The sequence below is a fragment of the Bacillota bacterium genome (genome assembly GCA_040754315.1).
Lineage (GTDB): Bacteria > Bacillota > Sulfobacillia > DUSP01 > JBFMCS01 > JBFMCS01.
This window is the reverse complement of record JBFMCS010000044.1, coordinates 44,408-62,015: the sequence shown is the minus strand read 5'-3', so window position 1 is coordinate 62,015 and position 17,608 is coordinate 44,408. Positions and strand designations below refer to the sequence as shown.

At 57.9% G+C, this 17,608-nt stretch carries 13 protein-coding genes; 6 read left to right on the top strand and 7 right to left on the bottom strand.

Going from position 1 to position 17,608, the window contains the following annotated elements; translation table 11 throughout:
* Nucleotides 1–338 precede the first annotated feature (338 nt).
* The 3 genes from AB1576_09335 to AB1576_09325 all read right to left on the bottom strand — a co-directional run bounded on the left by AB1576_09335 (nt 339) and on the right by AB1576_09325 (nt 4,437).
* Complete coding sequence (locus tag AB1576_09335) at nt 339–2,087, bottom strand: hydantoinase B/oxoprolinase family protein (protein MEW6081957.1); 1,749 nt, start codon at nt 2,085–2,087, stop codon at nt 339–341.
* Nucleotides 2,084–4,159, bottom strand: a complete 2,076-nt coding sequence (locus tag AB1576_09330) for a hydantoinase/oxoprolinase family protein (GenBank protein ID MEW6081956.1) — start codon at nt 4,157–4,159, stop codon at nt 2,084–2,086. The genes AB1576_09335 and AB1576_09330 overlap by 4 nt, the downstream gene beginning before the upstream one ends.
* Nucleotides 4,160–4,257: 98 nt before the next feature.
* Nucleotides 4,258–4,437 (bottom strand): hypothetical protein, encoded by a 180-nt coding sequence (locus AB1576_09325; GenBank protein ID MEW6081955.1) that lies wholly within the window; start codon nt 4,435–4,437, stop codon nt 4,258–4,260.
* Nucleotides 4,438–4,947: 510 nt separating this feature from the next.
* Between AB1576_09325 and AB1576_09320 the strand changes: the two genes are divergently transcribed.
* The 5 genes from AB1576_09320 to AB1576_09300 all read left to right on the top strand — a co-directional run bounded on the left by AB1576_09320 (nt 4,948) and on the right by AB1576_09300 (nt 10,293).
* The gene (locus AB1576_09320; GenBank protein ID MEW6081954.1) at nt 4,948–6,048 is read left to right on the top strand and encodes a sugar ABC transporter substrate-binding protein; all 1,101 of its coding nucleotides are present in this window, start codon (nt 4,948–4,950) and stop codon (nt 6,046–6,048) included.
* Nucleotides 6,049–6,055: 7 nt separating this feature from the next.
* A complete protein-coding gene (locus tag AB1576_09315) occupies nt 6,056–7,585 on the top strand; it encodes a sugar ABC transporter ATP-binding protein (protein MEW6081953.1) in 1,530 nt (509 codons plus the stop codon).
* Nucleotide 7,586: 1 nt separating this feature from the next.
* On the top strand, nt 7,587–8,576 hold the full coding sequence (locus tag AB1576_09310; GenBank protein ID MEW6081952.1) for an ABC transporter permease: 990 nt from the start codon (nt 7,587–7,589) through the stop codon (nt 8,574–8,576).
* Nucleotides 8,577–8,657: 81 nt separating this feature from the next.
* Entirely contained in the window at nt 8,658–8,966 is a 309-nt protein-coding gene (locus AB1576_09305; GenBank protein MEW6081951.1) for a hydantoinase/oxoprolinase N-terminal domain-containing protein, read from the top strand.
* A gap of 223 nt (nt 8,967–9,189) precedes the next feature.
* Nucleotides 9,190–10,293 carry an aminopeptidase P family protein gene (locus AB1576_09300; GenBank protein ID MEW6081950.1) on the top strand — a complete coding sequence of 368 codons (1,104 nt, stop codon included), beginning with the start codon at nt 9,190–9,192 and terminating at the stop codon, nt 10,291–10,293.
* A gap of 149 nt (nt 10,294–10,442) precedes the next feature.
* Here the strand turns inward: AB1576_09300 and AB1576_09295 are convergent, their stop codons facing one another.
* From AB1576_09295 to AB1576_09285, 3 genes are read right to left on the bottom strand one after another with little or no spacing between them, the layout of a single operon-like run.
* Nucleotides 10,443–12,104: a hydantoinase B/oxoprolinase family protein gene (locus AB1576_09295; GenBank protein MEW6081949.1), complete on the bottom strand. Its 1,662-nt coding sequence runs from the start codon at nt 12,102–12,104 to the stop codon at nt 10,443–10,445.
* Entirely contained in the window at nt 12,104–14,140 is a 2,037-nt protein-coding gene (locus tag AB1576_09290) for a hydantoinase/oxoprolinase family protein (GenBank protein MEW6081948.1), read from the bottom strand. The genes AB1576_09295 and AB1576_09290 overlap by 1 nt, the downstream gene beginning before the upstream one ends.
* A complete protein-coding gene (locus AB1576_09285; GenBank protein ID MEW6081947.1) occupies nt 14,137–14,619 on the bottom strand; it encodes a DUF3830 family protein in 483 nt (160 codons plus the stop codon). Before AB1576_09285 ends, AB1576_09290 begins: the two co-directional genes overlap by 4 nt.
* Nucleotides 14,620–14,949: 330 nt before the next feature.
* Between AB1576_09285 and AB1576_09280 the strand changes: the two genes are divergently transcribed.
* A complete protein-coding gene (locus tag AB1576_09280; GenBank protein MEW6081946.1) occupies nt 14,950–15,519 on the top strand; it encodes an XRE family transcriptional regulator in 570 nt (189 codons plus the stop codon).
* Between the two features lie 354 nt (nt 15,520–15,873).
* On the opposite strand, the gene AB1576_09275 is transcribed toward AB1576_09280, so the two are convergent.
* Nucleotides 15,874–17,607, bottom strand: a complete 1,734-nt coding sequence (locus tag AB1576_09275) for a hydantoinase B/oxoprolinase family protein (protein MEW6081945.1) — start codon at nt 17,605–17,607, stop codon at nt 15,874–15,876.
* Nucleotide 17,608: the final 1 nt, after the last annotated feature.

The window sequence follows — 17,608 nt, the reverse complement described above, 5'->3', positions numbered from 1 at the left end:
TTCTCTCTACTTCCAATTGTCTCAACAGCATCCAGCATTACCTCGTTCAACCAAATCTCATATTCTTGCTTGTCTGGCATGGTCTCAAATGGCGGGTCAACTTCAATCCGTTCACCGTTGACCACCACGAAATCCTCACCAATCTTCTCTATAGTATACATCATTTTTGCCTCCTTGTCAAATGCTTCGGGCAGGTTTCTAGAGGAAAAGTCAGTTATCCGGTAACTGTTTCATCCTCCTCCATGGATGCCCGGATGCCTGTCATTCATGCCCGGATCCGCTTGCCAAGCCTGCCTTTGGCTCGGCCGGGACACTCTTTCTCCGGCTGGGGCCTACCGCTATTTGGCCCCTTTCCCAGGCCCTCTCAGGACGGCGGTTTCACCCTCGTCGACCTCCAGTGAAGAGGGGTCAAGGACCACGCCATACTCCCTCCGGGCCGCCTCGAGCGATATGTATCCGTTCAGGACATCCCATGCCACGGCCCTGGGATCCCGTTCCATGGGATCACCATAGCCACCGCCTCCGCCGCCACGAAGACTTATCACTTCCCCCGAATGAACCTCAAGGTCAGTGATCTTCCCGTATTCTTCCGATGAGCCATTCCGGAGCACCACGACCTTGTTGGGGTAGCCCTCTTTGCCACCGAATACCCCCCAGGCCGGCGAGTACTTTCGCCGGTCGAAGGTTACCGTGGTCCGCATGGTGTGCCCGACGGGGCTGTAGTCCCGGAATATTCCAAGGCCACCGCGGTACCTCCCAGGTCCCCCGGTGTCGGGCGACAGGCCGTAGCGCAAGACGCGTACGGGATACTTGACCTCCAGGACCTCCACTGGCATGCTGTACGTGTTCCCGTCCGCATAGCAGAACATGGTCTCGCCATCTTCGTAGGGCTTGGCTCCCCAGCCCCCCGCGGTGGGCTCCGCGTAGATATAGAATCTGCCCGTCCTGGGATCGGTGCCGTACAGGAAATCGGCGCACACATCTCCGAAATGCCCGGCCCTGGCCTTATCAGGTGCCTGGCTCGTGACCAGTTTCAGCATGAGATCGGGAAGGCTTACTGAGGGTGCCCAGAGGAGGCTTGTTGCCGTTGGCATCAGTGGGTCGAATATGGAGGCCTCCGGGATTATGATCTCCAGCGGCCGGAAGCATCCCTCGTTACTCGGCATGAAGGGCGTTGTCAAGGCCTTGAAGCCGTATCTTATCTGGGAGACCGTCGTCGGCCTGGGACAGTTGGTGGGACCGGCGCACTGAGGGCTGCTGCCCGTGAGATCCACTACCAGGCGATCGCCATCCACGGTGATGGTCATCTTCACCATGAGCCTGTCGCTGAGGGGCTTCGTGTCGTCGCCTCCGCCGTCCGAGTAGTAGTGTCCCGAATAGACCCCGTCGGGGATGGCCTCCACCGCCTTGCGGGCAATTGCTTCGGATATCTCGAGGGTCTGGCCCACACATCCGAAGAACACCTCTTTCCCGTACTTCTTGATGAGTGTCTTGGCGCGTTCTCCGCCCACCCGGACGGCCGAGACCATCGCCCTGATATCCCCCAGCAGCGCCTCGGGCAGCCGCGAGTTCCGCCGGATGACCCGGATGATGTCCTCGTTGGGTGCGCCCCTTATGTAGAGTTTCACGGGGGGAAACATGACTCCCTCCTGGTACGTTTCCACAGTGTTGTTGTACCAGCCCCCAGCGTAGATCCCGCCCAAGTCCAGGATGTGCCCTTTGAAGGCAGAAAAGAGCACCAGGTGTCCTTCATAGAAGACTGGCGCGATGACTGTGACGTCGGGATTGTGAGAGAAGCCACCGCTGTAGGGGTCATTGCAGAAAACGACATCCCCCTCTTCAAGGTTTTCAAACCCTATTATCCGATCAACTTCACTTACCGCTTCTGACAGGTTTGCCAAGAACACGGGGATGCCTGAGGCCTCAGCCACGAGGTTCTTGTCAGTGTCCAGAAGCGCGCAGCTGAAGTCGACCGTCTCGGAGATGATGGTGCTGTAAGCTGTCCGCTCGACGGTGACCCTCATCTCCTCACAGCACCTTACCAGCGAGTTTGTGACAAGTTCCACCATTACCGGGTCAATCTTCACGGCTCGTCCCTCCCCGAGATTGTCATTATGAGGTGGCCGAAACGATCTACCCGTACCCTCCAGTTGGGTGGCACAAGTGTTGTGGAGGTAACCTCCTCGATGACGGCAGGGCCATCGATGACGCTGCCAGCCTTTAGCCGAGCGCGGTCGTAAACGGGGCTGTCCACAAAGCCCGTTGTCTCGAAGTATGTCTTCCTGCCGGGCAGGGCCGCGTTTTGGGGTAGATTCGGTCCTCCCTGTTCTATCTCCAAGAGGCTGGGTTTGTGCATCTTGCCTATCATAGTCACGCGCAGGGTGACTACCTGCTTTGCCTCTCCCGGAGCTGAGTGCAGGTAGATCCGCTGGTGTTCCTCGTCGAACCTTGATGCGATCTCGCTGCAGGCTGCCCGAGTCACCGCTTCGCCTCCGATGATGATGGGAATGGTGTGCTCCTGGCCGGAATAGCGCACGTCAAGCACCCTTATGCAGGATATCTGGTCCTCTTTGACACCCTCATCCAAGAGCTGTCTCCTTCCCGATTCCTCCAGGTGGACGAAATGGGAGTTGAGGCTCGCAAGGTCGGCCTCATCCAGGGGAGTCACGCAGGTCTGGACGAAGTCGTGCTTCACGGGAGCCATGAGCATGCCCCAGGCTGAGAAGTTCCCAGGGGCGTTCACGACGAGAACCCGCTCTATGCCCAGGTTATCGGCAAGCTGGGCAGCGTGAAGGGGCCCGGCTCCGCCAAAAGCCACCAGTGTGAATTCACGCGGGTCAAGTCCCCTCCTGAGGGTCATGGTGCGGATCGCGCCTGCCATGTTGTTGCATACGATCTTGAGTACCCCCGAGGCCAGTTCCGGCTCTCCCATAAAGAAGCGCCGCGCCAGCTGCCCGATCACCGCATGGGATGCCTCGGGTACAAGGCGCATCCCTCCTCCCAGGAGGTGGTGGGGATTCAGGCGTCCCAGGACGACGTTAGCATCGGTTACTGTAGGCTGGTCGCCGCCCAGGCCGTAACAGGCTGGCCCGGGAGAGGGCCCCATGCTCTGGGGGCCCACGTGTAGCCCTCCTCCTTCGTCAACCCAGGCCACGCTTCCCCCGCCAGCTCCTATGGAGTGAACATCGAGGGTGGGGGTCATTACGGGATACCCGTCACCGCCTGAAGTGGGAGTTTGTATCTTGAAGGAAGGGATTGTCTTGGCCTCCCCGTTGATGACCAGTTCCACATCGAAACTGGTGCCGCCCATGTCAGCACCGATCATGTTAGGTTCACCAAGCACGCGCGAGAGGGTCTCGATGCCTATGATCCCCCCTGCCAAGGTGGATTGTATAGTATAAACGGGCGCGCACTTGGCGAGCCCGCTGCCCATCATGCCTCCATTGGACTGCATGATGAAGAGCTTGTGCCCGTAACCGAGATCTCGAAGGCTGGTCTCGAGGCTCGTGAGGTAATGGCTCATGTCCTTCATGATCCCCAGGTTTATTACGGTAGTGGAGGTGCGCTCGTACTCCCGGTACTCCCGGGTAATACCGGAGGAGATGGATAGGAGCATCTGGGGGAACTCCTCAGATATGATCGCCCGGAGCATGTTCTCGTGGACTGGATTGGCGTAGGAGTTCAGAAGGCAGACGGCTATGCCTTTAACGTTGTGGCCTGCAAGTGCCCGGACGATGCCCCTGGCCTGCACCTCGTCAAGAGGGGTCACTACGTTGCCGTCACAATCTATGCGTTCATCCACCTCCATCCGCAGGTACCGGGGTACAAGAGGGCGGGGCATAGCATAGAATGGGTCATAGCTGTTGACCCTGTTGCTGCGGCCCAGTTCCAGGACATCCCTGAAGCCTCTTGAGGTTATGAGGCCCATGGGGATGAGGCGGCCTTGAAGGAGGGAATTCACTCCTACTGTGGTTCCATGGGTCACGAAGGTGACATTGCGCATGTCTTCCAGAAGCATACGTATGGAATTCAGCACCCCCACGGCGTAGTCTTCGGGAGTTGACGAAACCTTGGAGGGAGAGTGAAGTCCCGTCTCTTCGTCAAGATAGACCGCGTCGGTGAATGTTCCCCCGATATCGACGCCAATGCGCAAAGACACGATGGTCCCCCCATTCACTATTGGATTTGTCTTGTGGTCCGATCCCCAGTCCTCGCTAGAAGGTCAAGAAGAATTGTGGTCGGAACCCGATGCCTCACTCACACCCCCTTTGAGAATGCAAGGTGCCTGGAGCGCTCTTGTTTGGAGCCCGTCTCGCTGGAGGGGATGATGAAGAGGCCCGGCCCGGTGGTGGCGGTGCCGCATGGCAGAAGGTGTCGCCCTGCCCAGGCACCTGCTTCCCTGTCTTTCCAGAAGTCACCTTTGAATCTTCGCTGCACCGGGAGCAACCTCCTCTTGAGGGAGAGCAATTTACACTATCACTAGAATTGCCCTGGGATAGCGCCTCTGCGTTCCCTCGTTTCCCATCGCACGCGTAGCAGGGAGAACGCTCGCTGACCGGGCATAACCCGTTTTCTCTCGTTTTGCATGGACAAAACAACGATGGCCAGCGGCCAGAATCCCCTGGCAATGCCGCCAGCTCGCCCATCCTTTGTTCCCTGCTAGTTTGCCATATAATACGCCAGCCACGAAGGCGCGGAGGGCGTTCAGAAGCCAGGTCCGGTTATTCCGCGCAGCGTCCTGGCAATTTCAATCCTGTGAGAATCGAGAGGAGGAATTTCCGGATGTGTGAGGAATTACGTAAAGCAACCGTGAATAGAGCGAAGGATCTCCCTATTGAGACTAATACCCATCCAGCGAAGGGAGCCCCTTGTGCCGTTCCAAGAGAGCACGGAGAGCGTCAGGCCCTAGAGGCGGGAGACTGGGTAAACGAGACCTGGAGAGGGGGAGTGTCACCGGACCAGTGCGGTTTCTCGGTGAAGTCCATCTTTTACCTGGGAGGGATTACCGTGCGGAAGGCCAGGTTTCACTTTCTGGTAGCGGTTTTGTTGCTCATTGTCATGGCCATAATGGGCTGCGGGCAGGCGGCTCCGCCGCCAGAGGAAGAGGAAGAGGACGAAGAACCGGCCCTTGAAACAGTAAGGGTTGCAGCCTTCATTCTTGTCCGGGCGAACGCATGGGAGCAGGCAAAAATAGACGGAATGATGGACAAGATCGAGAATGACGGTCTCGACGTGGAGCTGAGCATTTTCTCGTGTGAGTTTGACCCCATCGAGCAGATAAACCAGATAAGAGACGCGATCACCGCGGGCACCTACGATGTCTTGGCTATTCACCCGCAGGACAGTACCGGGATCGTCCCCGTAGTCCAAGAAGCCCTTGACGCAGGCTTGATCGTCATCGGAGTCGATGCACCGATCGGTCCGAACCTCCGGTCCCTTGATCCGCATCCCGAAGGAGTAACAGCCATGGTAGGGCGCACCGGCTGGTCAACAGGCACCTGGCTAGGCAAGGCTGTTGTGGAGGCTGCCGAGGGCCTGGAGAAGGCCAAGGTGGCCTACTTGATCGGGAGCCAGGGGCTCACGATCGACCAGGAGCGCTTTGCCGCGTTGGAAGAGGTCATAAAGGACTACCCGCATATCGAGATTGCAGCTTTCCAGGAGGGTTTGTACAGGCGGGACACCTCCTTCGAGATCATGCAGGACGTGTTCCAGGCTCAGCCCGATATCAACATAGTTGTATCTTCCGGCGACCAGATGACCCTTGGCGCTGAAGACGCAGCGATGGAAGCCGGCCTTGAGGGGATCTTCTTCATCGGCAACGGCTGCAGCATCCAAGGCTGGGAGGCAATCAATGAGAAGCGCTGGTTCGGATCGTACGCCGACATACCCTATACAGAGGGAGAGATCGTGATAGAGCTGGCCTACAAGGCAGCCCGCGGGGAGCAGGTCCCTCGCTCCGTGAACCTCGAGGACCGTCGCCCGCCGCTTCCACCCGAGGGCCCGATGATCACCCAGGGCAACGTGCATCTCTTCAAACCCCAGTGGTGACATCTTGATGCCAGTGGCTTCCAAGGTTAGTAGCGCACCGGTCGTTGAATTGAGGGGAATCAGCAAGCGCTATGACGCGATTGAGGCGCTTGCTGACCTCAATTTGACGATTCAGAAAGGCTGTATCCACGGGCTCGTCGGGGAAAACGGGGCCGGGAAATCCACTCTGGGCAAGATCATCAGCGGTGTGATTCCCCAGGACGAGGGTGATCTCCTCGTGAACGGCCGGCAAGTCATCTACCATTCGCCTGCGGATGCGCTTAGGGACAGTATAGCAGTGATCTCCCAAGAGGTGTCGCTCGTTCCCAAGAGAAGCGTCATTGACAATGTCTTCCTTGGCATTGAGAACCGGCGGTACGGGTTGATAGATGAAGACAAGATGCGCTTGGACTTTGATGCCCTCGTGGAGAGATTGGGATTCGATCTTGAGCCCGGTGTGGAGGTTTCGTCCCTGGGCTTCGCGGAGCAGAAGGTAGTTGAGATAATGCGGGCCATCGCCAGGAACACCCAGATTCTGGTGATGGACGAGCCCACAACCTCCCTTTCAGCGGAAAAGACGGGAAGGCTTCTCCAGATCGTTCGTTACCTGAAGGATACAGGGACCACCATCATATACATCTCGCATTTCCTGCAAGAGGTATTGAATCTGGCGGATAGTGTGACGATCCTCAGAAACGGCCGCCTGATCCGCACGGCGCTCGCCAAAGAGGAGACGGTCAACTCGTTAGTTGAAGGCATGATCGGGATCTCGGTGACAGAGCTCTTCCCGCCCAGGGCCAAGTCTCCCGGAGAGTCGGCAGAGGTCCTTTCAGTCGAGGGCCTGAGTCAAGAGAGGCGTCTTCACGATGTCTCATTCCGGATCCGCGCGGGAGAGATCGTGGGCCTGGCGGGGCTTGTTGGGAGCGGCCGCTCGGAGCTGGCCAAGACAATCTTCGGGGCCTACCCTAAGGACAAAGGCCAGATCAGGATATGCGGAGAACCGATGGACATAAGGTCGCCCAGGGATGCCATGAGGGCGGGCATAGCTTTTTTGCCCGAGAGCAGAAAGCTGGAAGGCCTCGTAATGCGCAAGGACGTGCGATACAATGTGTCTCTCCCGCACCTTGATGCCGTGTCGCTCGGGCCCTTTGTGAAGTCCGAGGAGGAGGATTCCCTGGTACGCAACCTTCTAAGAGATCTCGATGTGAGGCCACCGAATCCAGATGCCCTGGTAACGAGCCTGTCAGGCGGAAACCAGCAGAAGGTTCTGTTTGCCAAGTGGCTCTTTCAGCCCCCACGGCTCTTCATAGCGGACGAGCCGACGACAGGTGTCGATGTTGGAGCCAAGCGGGCGATCTACCGGTTGCTGATCTCCCTCGCTGAGCGCGGAATGGCTGTTCTCCTGATTTCCTCAGAGCTGGACGAGGTTCTGAAACTGTCACACCGGGTACTCTGCATGCGCTTGGGACGGATAGTAGCGGAGTTCGACGCCTCCTGCGTCAGGGAAGAAGACGTCATGCACGCGATCTTCGCGACTGAACAGAAAAGGAGACATTGAGGTGGCCAAGGGAAGGGATAGCCAGGACCAACCGGTTAGACAGAAGGTGATAGGTGGCTTAACCTTCGGAGCCCTCACAAGGAAGTACGCCATCGGGATCGCTGCTCTTCTGACCTTTTTCTTCCTTAGTTTTGCCAGCCCGGCCTTCTTGTCGGTGCGAAACATCCACAACATCCTGGACCAGTCAGCTCACATTGGCATAGTAGCCTGTGCGCACACCATCGCCATCATCAGCGGCAACTTCGACCTTTCCAGCGGTGCGGTCTTCGCCATGGGCGGGTCGGTGGCCGCCTTGATAGCTGTCTCCGGTTACACCAAACTGGGGCTTGTAGTGGGGGCTCTCGTGGGACTGCTCATCGGATTGTTGAACGGCCTGGTTATTTCCGTCCTCCGGCTGCACTCATTCATCGCCACGCTCGCCTCCAGCCTTATCATCGGCGGAACGGCGCTTGTCTTGACGGACGGGCGCCTCATCATCGTCAGGGATCCGGCCTTCAGCGTGCTGGGGCAGTCCACTATCTTCTCAGTTAGGACTCCCATATTTATCTTCGCCGCTTTTGCCCTGTTTACATGGGTCCTTCTTTCACGTACCAGATTCGGCCGCCATGTGTACGCCGTTGGAGGAAATGCCGAGGCTGCCCGGTTGTCCGGGATAAACGTGCAGCTCATACAGATCCTGGTTTTCGGCATCACCGGCTTTGCCGCCGCCTTGGCCGGGGTTATCACGGTATCGCGCATGGGGCAGGGGCAGGGCGACATCGGTGAACTTGTTGCCCTGCAGGCCATCGCCCGTGTCGTAATCGGCGGCACCAGTATCCTGGGAGGCCAAGGTGCGATTGGCGGCACCATCCTTGGTGTCTTGCTGCTGCGATTGGTGGGGAACGGCTTCAATCTCCTGAACGTCCCTCCCTTCTACCAGCGCATGTTCGAAGGAGCCATCATCTTCTTCGCCGTGGCCATTGAGACGCTGTCGCGACGGAGGCGGCGCTAGCTGCCAAGAGACCTGGGTAAGGCCATGGCCCCGGAACAATGGTGCCTACTTCACGGGGAACGGGGGACCGAGCATATTTTCATGGACGGATTTCGCGTGTCAGTGGATGTCGGGGGAACGTTTACGGACTTCGTTGTGGAAGATGAGGCTTCGGGGTCAGCCTTCACCGGCAAGGTGCTGTCAACCCCAAGAGATCCCGCGGGTGCGGTTCTCACGGGCACGAAGGACCTCGTACCGAACCCGGCCGTTGTTGACATCCTGGTAACCACGAAGGGGTTGAGGGGCACATACAGCATCGCCCTCAGGGACCGCCCGGCTAGGAGGGCAGGGGACGATAGGCGGCACCATCCCTGGCGGGCTGCTTCTTGGGCTGGTAGGCAATGGCCTTAACCTCCTTGTGTTCCCGGGGTTCATCTTCCTGGCCGTCGCCATTGAGACTCTATCGAGACCAAGACGGCGCTGACCGGTTTTCTTCCGGTCGCAGGGATTGGCTCTCTTTGACTGGGGTTTATTCCCGTGCGTATCCACCCATCCAATCGCCGCAGCTTCCGAGCAGCAACGAAACGGAGGGTCCGCCACAGATGAGAGTGATGGTCAGGTGAAGAGGGAGCGTTTGAGCCGTATCAGGGAGATCATGACGCAAAAGAGGGTTGACTGCCTGCTCGTGGTGCCGTCCGTGAATTTCCATTACCTCCTGGAGTACACGCCATTCTCTGACGAGAGACTGCTTTGCATGCTGCTTCCCAGAGACGATGAGCCTTTTCTGATTGCGCCCAGGCTCCAAGTCACCGATCTTGAGACCCACATTCCTGGAATCCAGATACGGGAATGGGCTGACGGGGAAGACCCCTATTGCGTGCTGGCTGCCTCCATGAGAGAGCGTGGCCTGGACTCAGCAACGATAGCAGTGGATCCATGGCTTCGCTCCGTGATGCTTCTAAACATGATCGAGCGAATGCCCTCGTGCAGGTACGTGACAGGGGACGCGGTACTGGGGGAGGCACGTACCGTCAAGGCTAAGCACGAGCTTGACTGCCTCAGGCGTGCCTCATCGCTGGCAGATGCGGTGATGAACGAGGTCTTCGGGTTGTTGAGGGAGGGGATGAGCGAACTCGATGTGGTTGGATTGATCCAGCGCGCCTTCGCCATGAAGGGAGCGGGAAGGCTCTCCTTCGATCCGATCATAGGTTCAGGACCCAACTCCGCCTTTCCTCACCACACTTCGGGGGAAAGAAGGCTTCAAGCCGGGGATGCTCTTATCATGGATTTCGGAGGAAGCTTCCAGGGCTACCCGTCAGATATCACCAGGACTGTGTTCATTGGCGAGCCGACCCCGATCATGAGGGAGGTCTACGAGGTCGTGCTGGAGGCCCAGGAGGCCGCATTCCAGAGGGCAGATCCTGGCATACCTGCCCAGGAAGTAGACAGAGCCGCGAGGCGGGTTATCGAGAGTCAAGGCTACGGTGAGTTCTTCATCCACAGGACAGGTCATGGAATTGGGCTCGAGGTACATGAACTCCCCTCGATTGAAGAGGGAAACATGGACCTTCTGGCCGAGGGAATGGTGTTCAGCGTTGAGCCCGGAATCTACCTGCCTGGGCAGTTCGGCGTGAGGATAGAAGACCTTGTTGAGATAACCTGCGATGGAGCCAGGAGGTTGAATTCCGCGGCCAGGGACCTGAAGGTCCTAGCCCTGGCCCCTGTCGATCCCTGCTAGTAACACTTCAGCATGCTCCGGCCTGCTGTGAGATCCGGGTAACAGGGCGGGTGCCCCCTGGGAGGAGGCCCTCGCCCTTATACTGAGGCTCTCGGAACGGTCTAAGTAGACGACCAGATAGAAAACCTTGTCCCGGACGCCTGGGAGCCTTATGCCCGAGTCACATAACCGTTGATGATATCCTCCCTGGCCTTCTCAGGGTCCCTCATGAATGGCTCGCCAAACCCCCCTCCCCCACCCGTCCTGCAGCTGACCACGTCGCCCCGGGTGAGCTTCAGCCCGTTGACCTTGAGCATGCAGCGTTCGTTGTCACCGCCGGGGTTGATCACAACCTGGGGGCCAACAGCAGCCTCGCCCCCTAGCAAGCCCCACGCTGGTGTCCTTGAGCGTTCCCACCACAAGTACAGGTAGCATTCACCGGTGTCAACCAGGTATTCTCTAAAGGCTCCCAGGCCGCCCCGGAAGGCTCCGCGGCCACCGGTGTCAGGACGAAGCCCATAGCGCAGCAATGTGAGGGGATACTTGTTCTCAAAGACCTCCACCGGCAAGTTCTTGAAGTCACCATTTACGTTGTTTATCAGGGCATCCTGGCCGTCGCTCCCCTGGGACGAACCCCAGCCTCCGACCGTGGCTTCCACCGAGAGAAAGGGGGCAGTAGTACGAGGATCGGTCCCGGTGAATGTTATTACCATGGAATCCCCGTAGTGAGCCGCTGCTGCGCGCTCAGGTATGGCCGGCGCCAGTGCCTTTACGACCAGGTCTATCAGTAGCCCCAGGTGGCTGAAATACCACGCGACCCCCGCAGGTTCTTCCGCTGTGAATATGGACTTGGGAGGAGCCTTTACCGTGAGCGGCTTGAACGTACCTCCAGTTACTGGGGAGTCGGGGCAGATTAGCGCCTTGTAGGCCACGCGGCATGCCGAGACGGTCTGGGCCCAACCGCAATTCGTACCGCCTTTCCGCATCGCGCTGGAACCGTCCAGGTCTATGCTCATCTCATCACCGGCAATGACCACCTTGACCTTCACGAGTACGGGTTCATCGCTGTATCCATCGCTGTCCAGGGTGCCTTCAGCCTCGTACACGCCATCGGCGATGTCTTTTATGCTCCGCCGGGCAATGCGTTCTGATTGAGCGAACACGTCCTGGCACGCCCTGGTGACTGTTTCAGGCCCGAATCTCTTAAGGATCGCCTGTAACCTCTTCTCCCCGGTCCGGCACGCGGATATCTGAGCGTTGAGGTCACCCAGTGCGGCACGGTGGAACCGGCTGTTCCTGCCAATGAAGTCAATCACATCGTGTCGCGGGACTCCAGCATCGATTATCTTTGTAGGCCCCAGCCGGAAGCCCTCCTGGTATATCTCAGTAGAATCCATGGGCATTCCTGGGTCCTTGCTTCCTACATCCAGCCAATGGGCGCGATTCGCGGTGAAGCCGGCTATCTTGCCGTCAAAGAAGATCGGGGAAACAACAGTAATATCATTGAGGTGTGTACCGGTTAGATATGAATCGTTCATGGCGAACACGTCGCCCTCGCGCAGGTTCTCCCTGCCAAAGGCTTCCAGCGTTCCCTCAATGCAGACCTCGAGGTTGCCAAGGAAGATGGGGAGTCCCGCTGACTGTCCCAGGGCGTTTGTCTCTGCGTCGAAAAGCCCTACGCTGCAATCCTTCATTTCGTATATGACTGGGCTGTATGCACTGCGAAAGAGGCTCTGGTTCATCTCTTGGGCTGCGGAGTTCAGGGCATTCCGTATAATCTCAGTAGTGATCGGGTTCTCAAGATACGTGACGTTGGAGTTCTCCAGGTTCATCACTGTCTCACCTCCAATGGGGTGATGTTTATCGTTCCCATTCGGTCTACGCGGGCCCCGTATCCCGGAGGCACTACTGTCGTTGCTGTAAGTTCCTCAATTATCGCCGGTCCAGTGAGGCTGTGCCCGTGGCGCAGGGTGGACCGGTTGTACACAGTCGTTTCATGGAGCTCACCCCTGAAGGTAACCATCTTCCGCGTGCGTGGCCTAGGAGAGGAATCCACAGCATCTTCCAGGGCTTGCGCCGGGCAGATGTCAAGCTGCCCCATCCCGGCCACACGGAGGTTAACGAACTCAACTGGTTCATTTGGGCTGTTATGGCCGTAGATATCCAGGTGCTTGTCGTGAAAACCCTGCACCAGCGAGGTGACGTCAGAGCCATGGGTCTGAGGCAATAGCACGTTCACGGTGTATTCCTGGCCCATATACCTCATGTCAGCGCTGCGGCCAAAGGTCATCTTGTCCCTGGATACCTTCTGCCTGGCAAGAACACCCGCAGCCTTGTGTTCGATGGCCTGGAATATCCCGTCGATCTCCTGGGCATCAGCTCCGGTTGCCGGGCGGAAGAAGGTCCCAACCTCATCGTGGCGAATGTCGGTGGTCAGCATGCCCCAGGCCGAAAAGGCACCTGGCATTGAAGGCACCATCACCGTCCTGATACCCAATTCCTCCGCTATAAAGACCGCATGCATCGGGCCGGCTCCACCGAAGGCCACCAAGCTGAAATCCCGGGGATCTATGCCCTTCCTCACGGTGATTTGCCGGATGGCATCCGCCATCTTCGCGTTGGCTACATCGCAGATCCCCTCGGCGGTCTCCACAACGGGCAATCCAAGTCTATCAGCTATCCTTCCTACCGAGTCGATGGACCTCTCCGGGTGGAGTCTCATGTTTCCGCCGAGGAAGTGATCGGGATCAATGCGGCCGAGCGTCACATTGGCATCGGTTACGGTGGATTCAGTGCCTCCCCGCCCGTAACAGGCCGGGCCAGGGTCCGCCCCGGCGCTCGCCGGGCCTACCCTGAGGCCGCCCTCTTCAAGCCACGCAATGCTACCTCCACCCGCACCGATGGTATGGATGTTCACCATGGGTGTAAGGACAGGGAAGCCCTCCAGGTCTGTCTCGGTAGTCACATCTGGGCGTCCCTTTATTACCATGCTGACATCGAAGCTCGTTCCTCCCATGTCAATGAGCACAAGATTTTCGTAGCCCCCGGTCTCAGCCAGGGTAACGCCTCCCACCGCTCCCCCTACGGGACCCGAAAGCAGTGTCTGGATAGGGTTCGCCTTGGCCACCTCCGCAGTCATGACCCCACCGTTTGACCTCATTATGTAGAGAGACTCCGTCAAGCCCCTGTCCTGGACCTCTTCTTCCAGCTTGCTGAGATACCGTTCCACTATGGGTGCAACGTAGGCATTCAGCACACTGGTGCTCGTGCGTTCGTACTCCCTCCACTCCCTGCTAACTTCATGAGAGAGGGTCACGGACACTCCCGGTAGGTGTTGCCTCAAGTAGTCCCTCACAGCCATTTCGTGGCTGGGGTTCATATAAGAGTGAAGAAGCGCTACGGTAATCGACTCGTAGCCGTCCTCCCGGATGCGATTGGCGACCTCTTCGAGGGAGCCGGTATCAAGGGGCTTCATGATGGAGCCGTCATATCTCGTGCGCTCTTCTACTTCAAAGACATCCCTGCGGCGAATCAGCGGCTTTGGCTTGCGGTACCTTATGTTGTACATCTCAGGGCGGTTGCCCCTGGCGATCTCGTAGACATCACGGAACCCCTGGGTTGTTATGAGAGCGACCCTCGCGCCTTTCCTCTCCAGGAAGGCATTCAGACCAGCCGTGGTTCCATGGACGCAGAATTCTATATCACCGAGGCTACGCCCAAGGTTCTCTAACCCCCGCAGTATGCCTTCGGCCAGGTTCTTAGGCGTGGTCGAGACCTTTTCCGTAAGATACGTCCCGGTCGTAGAGTCAAACAGAACGAAGTCTGTGAAGGTGCCGCCTATGTCCATGGCAACTCGCAGTGGCTTCAAGAGGGCTCCTCCTCCCCTGACAAGATTAGGGTTGGCTGTATCTCACTTAAGACCTCGACCTTCACGTTCTCCTTTCCAAAGCACCAAACCCGCTCTCCGATCTCCTTAACCTTTTCCTGGTGGCCAGGGAAAACCCGGCCAAACACATTGACCTTCAGGCTCCGGTAATGGTCCCTGGCCAGCTCAGGGCCGTAATACACGGCGATGACCTCAGGGCTCTCCCCGGCCGGCAGATCCCACTCTCTCCAGTACACCACAGCACCTTCACTGGTGTAGCAGGTTTGATTCTCCGGAGGTGGCACATCTTTGTGGCAAGGAATGGAGAAGTTCACCTCCCTTCCTGACCAGCGGGAGTGAAGCACCTCTGCCTCCCATGGAGCGGCACCCAACACGATACGGCACGTTTCCGGGGCGGACTCATGATCCAGCTCAACCTCAAGGGTTCCGCCGCGCTCAAAAGTGAGTCTGATGACCCTCATCATATCACTCCTACTGTACGGGGTGTTGGTGTCCATGTTCGCTGTGGGCGGGGCAATATCCTCTCCAAAAAGAGGGTTATTATGATGTGATGGAAAAGTTTTAAGTACTGGAGGACATTCTCACGAATACCTCATGCGCACGGCGGGTACCTAATGCCAGTGAGATGCTTGGCCTTGGCCGGACGCCCACCGTTTTCGTATTGTAGCGGAACTTGATTGGCCTAGTTGCATGGAGGACGAAAAGGGGGTTGGCATTGTATAATATTCGATGGGGTTGCCGGTCATCCAAGAGCGTTTGAATCGACTGCGTTGAATTTGAGGGGTGATGTAGTGACGAGGCAAAACAACTTGCAGGAACTAGGCCAGAGACTGCGCTCGGCGAGGAAGGAGAGGGGGTTGACCCTGCGAGAGCTCAGCGACAGGTGCGGCCTGTCCGTGAGCTTCATTTCGCAGATAGAGAAGGGTAGTACGTCTGTAACAATTACCTCGCTGGAAAAGATCGCCAACGCCTTGGGTATTTCCATGGAAAGCCTTTTCAAGGTACCAAAGGAAGGCAAGAGCATCGTACGGGCAAACGAACGGCAGGGCTTCCAGATAGACAACAGGGATATTATCTACTACAGGCTGTCCGATGATTCCCTGGAGAAGAAGAACCTAGAGGTGTTCGTGGTACACCTGTTACCCTCCGCTAGGTGGACCAAGACGCTCCCGTACACCCATGTGGGAGAGGAATTCGGTTTCGTGCTCGATGGGGTCCTCAGCATGGTATTCCAGGGGCAGGAGACCGACCTGTATCCTGGAGACAGCATTCACATCAAGTCAACGATACCCCACAACTGGCTGAACAAGACAGACAAGGTGGTCAGCGCATTGTGGGTGTTTACTCCAACGATCTCCTGAAGAACACCTAGCAGCACGGGCTGGACAGTACGATGACGGATGCATCCATTCTCGGCTCTTCAAAGCCGGTTTCCGGGCGTGCTATTCAAGTGACAACGAATAAGAGCTGGTGCCAGCCCCTGGGGCTCGCCGTCTGGCCTCGCGATCATAGCGTGGTCATGGGGTCTTTGCCCACACCAGGCAAGAATGCCGGCTTAGGTGCCATTTCCACCTCAGCCTGAGCCTCTGGCCTCTTGTTCTAGGTCATTCTCCTGACCGGTTAATGGTCAGAATCGATGTGGTGGACCTGGTGGACCAGCGCGCTGGGTCCTTGGGGGCACCTTGGGTGCCTGCATCCCCAGCACAGCCGTCAACCTAGCCCTCCGTCGCCCCCACCTTGAAGACCTCAGAATTGAGTTCTTCCGTACCAGGAAGAACGCGAGCACCATAGACGGAATCCGCGTGAGCCCTGTCGATATACCCGTCCAAGAGATCCTCCCTAACTTGCTCGGTCTCCCGTTCTAGCGGGTCGCCGTAGCCGCCACCGCCCCCAGATTCCACCCTTATCACGTCCCCAGACCTGACCTTCATCCCATTGACTTTGAGTATTCTCTTCTCCCCAGGGGTTGACGGGTTGACGACCACTGCCGGGGGTTTGCCCGGATGGCCGCCAAGGATCCCCCAGGCGGGGTTCTTGGAGCGCTCCCACCACAGGTACAGGCTGCCGTCCTCACAGTGTACCTGGTACTCCCTAACCACTCCATTGCCGCCCCTGAATCTCCCCGGACCGCCGCTGTTGGGCCGGAGTTCATAACGGTTAACGGTCACAGGGTACTTCGACTCCAGCACCTCGACGGGCAGGTTCTTGAAGTCCCCGCTGACGTTGTTTATAAGGGCGTTCTGCCCGTCACCACCGTCAAAAGCCCCCCAGCCGCCAACTGTGGCCTCAACGGTAAGGAAGGGTGCCCCGGTGTGGGGATCGGTGCCCGCGAAGTTTATACACATCGAATCCCCGTAGTGAGCCGCCGCAGCCCGGCGGGGAATGGCGGGAGCCAGGGCCTTTGTAATGAGGTCTATCAACAAGCCCAGGTGGGAAAAGTACCACTGTACCGCGGCAGGTTCCTCGGCCGCGAAGATCGACCGTCTGAGGGCTTTCACGGTCAACCCCCGGAAGTTCCCGCCGTTTACCGGTGACTGAGGGCTAACCAGTGCCTTGTAGGCCACCCGGCATGCGGAGACGGTTTGAGGGAGCCCGCAGTTGGTGGCTCCCTTGGTCTGTGGGCTGGACCCCTCGAGATCGATGATCATGTCAGACCCCGCTATAATCACCTTGACGCGGACCCTAACCGGTTCATCACCCTGGCCGTCGTTATCCAGAAACCCCTCGGCTTCGTAGGTACCGTCAGCAATTCCTGCGACCACCCCCCGGTCGATGGCTTCCGACTGAGCGAAGATGTCTGTGACCGCGGCCCTGACAGTGTTCAGCCCGAACCTGCCCACGATCTCCTTGAAACGCTTTTCCCCTGTTAGACATGCAGATATCTGGGCATTCATGTCACCCATCGCTGCCTCGTGAAAACGACTGTTTCTGACTATGAGGTCAATGATGTCGATTCGAGCGCGCCCCTTGTCGATGATCTTGGTGGGACCCAGGCGAATGCCTTCCTGGTAGATCTCGGTGCTGTCGGTGGACTCCCCTGGGTCCTTTGACCCCACATCGAGCCAGTGAGCCCGGTTGGCGGAGAAGCCGATGATCTGCCCGTCCAGGAATATGGGGGCGTATACTGTGACGTCGTTCAGGTGGGTTCCCGTCATGTAGGCGTCATTTATGATCAGGACGTCCCCCTCCTGGAAGAAGTCGATCCCGTACATCTCGATGGTCTTCTTGATGCACTCATCCAGGTTGCCCAGGAATATGGGGAGTCCCGCTGACTGGCCAAGCATCTCGGCCTTTTCGTTGAACAATCCCACGCTGCAGTCTTTCATCTCATAGATCACAGGGCTGAAGGCGCTCCTAAAGAGGCTCGCGTTCATGTCCTCCGCGGCGGACTGAAGGGCGTTACGGATGATCTCCACCGTAACTGGGTTCACGCGAACGTCTTGGCTCATC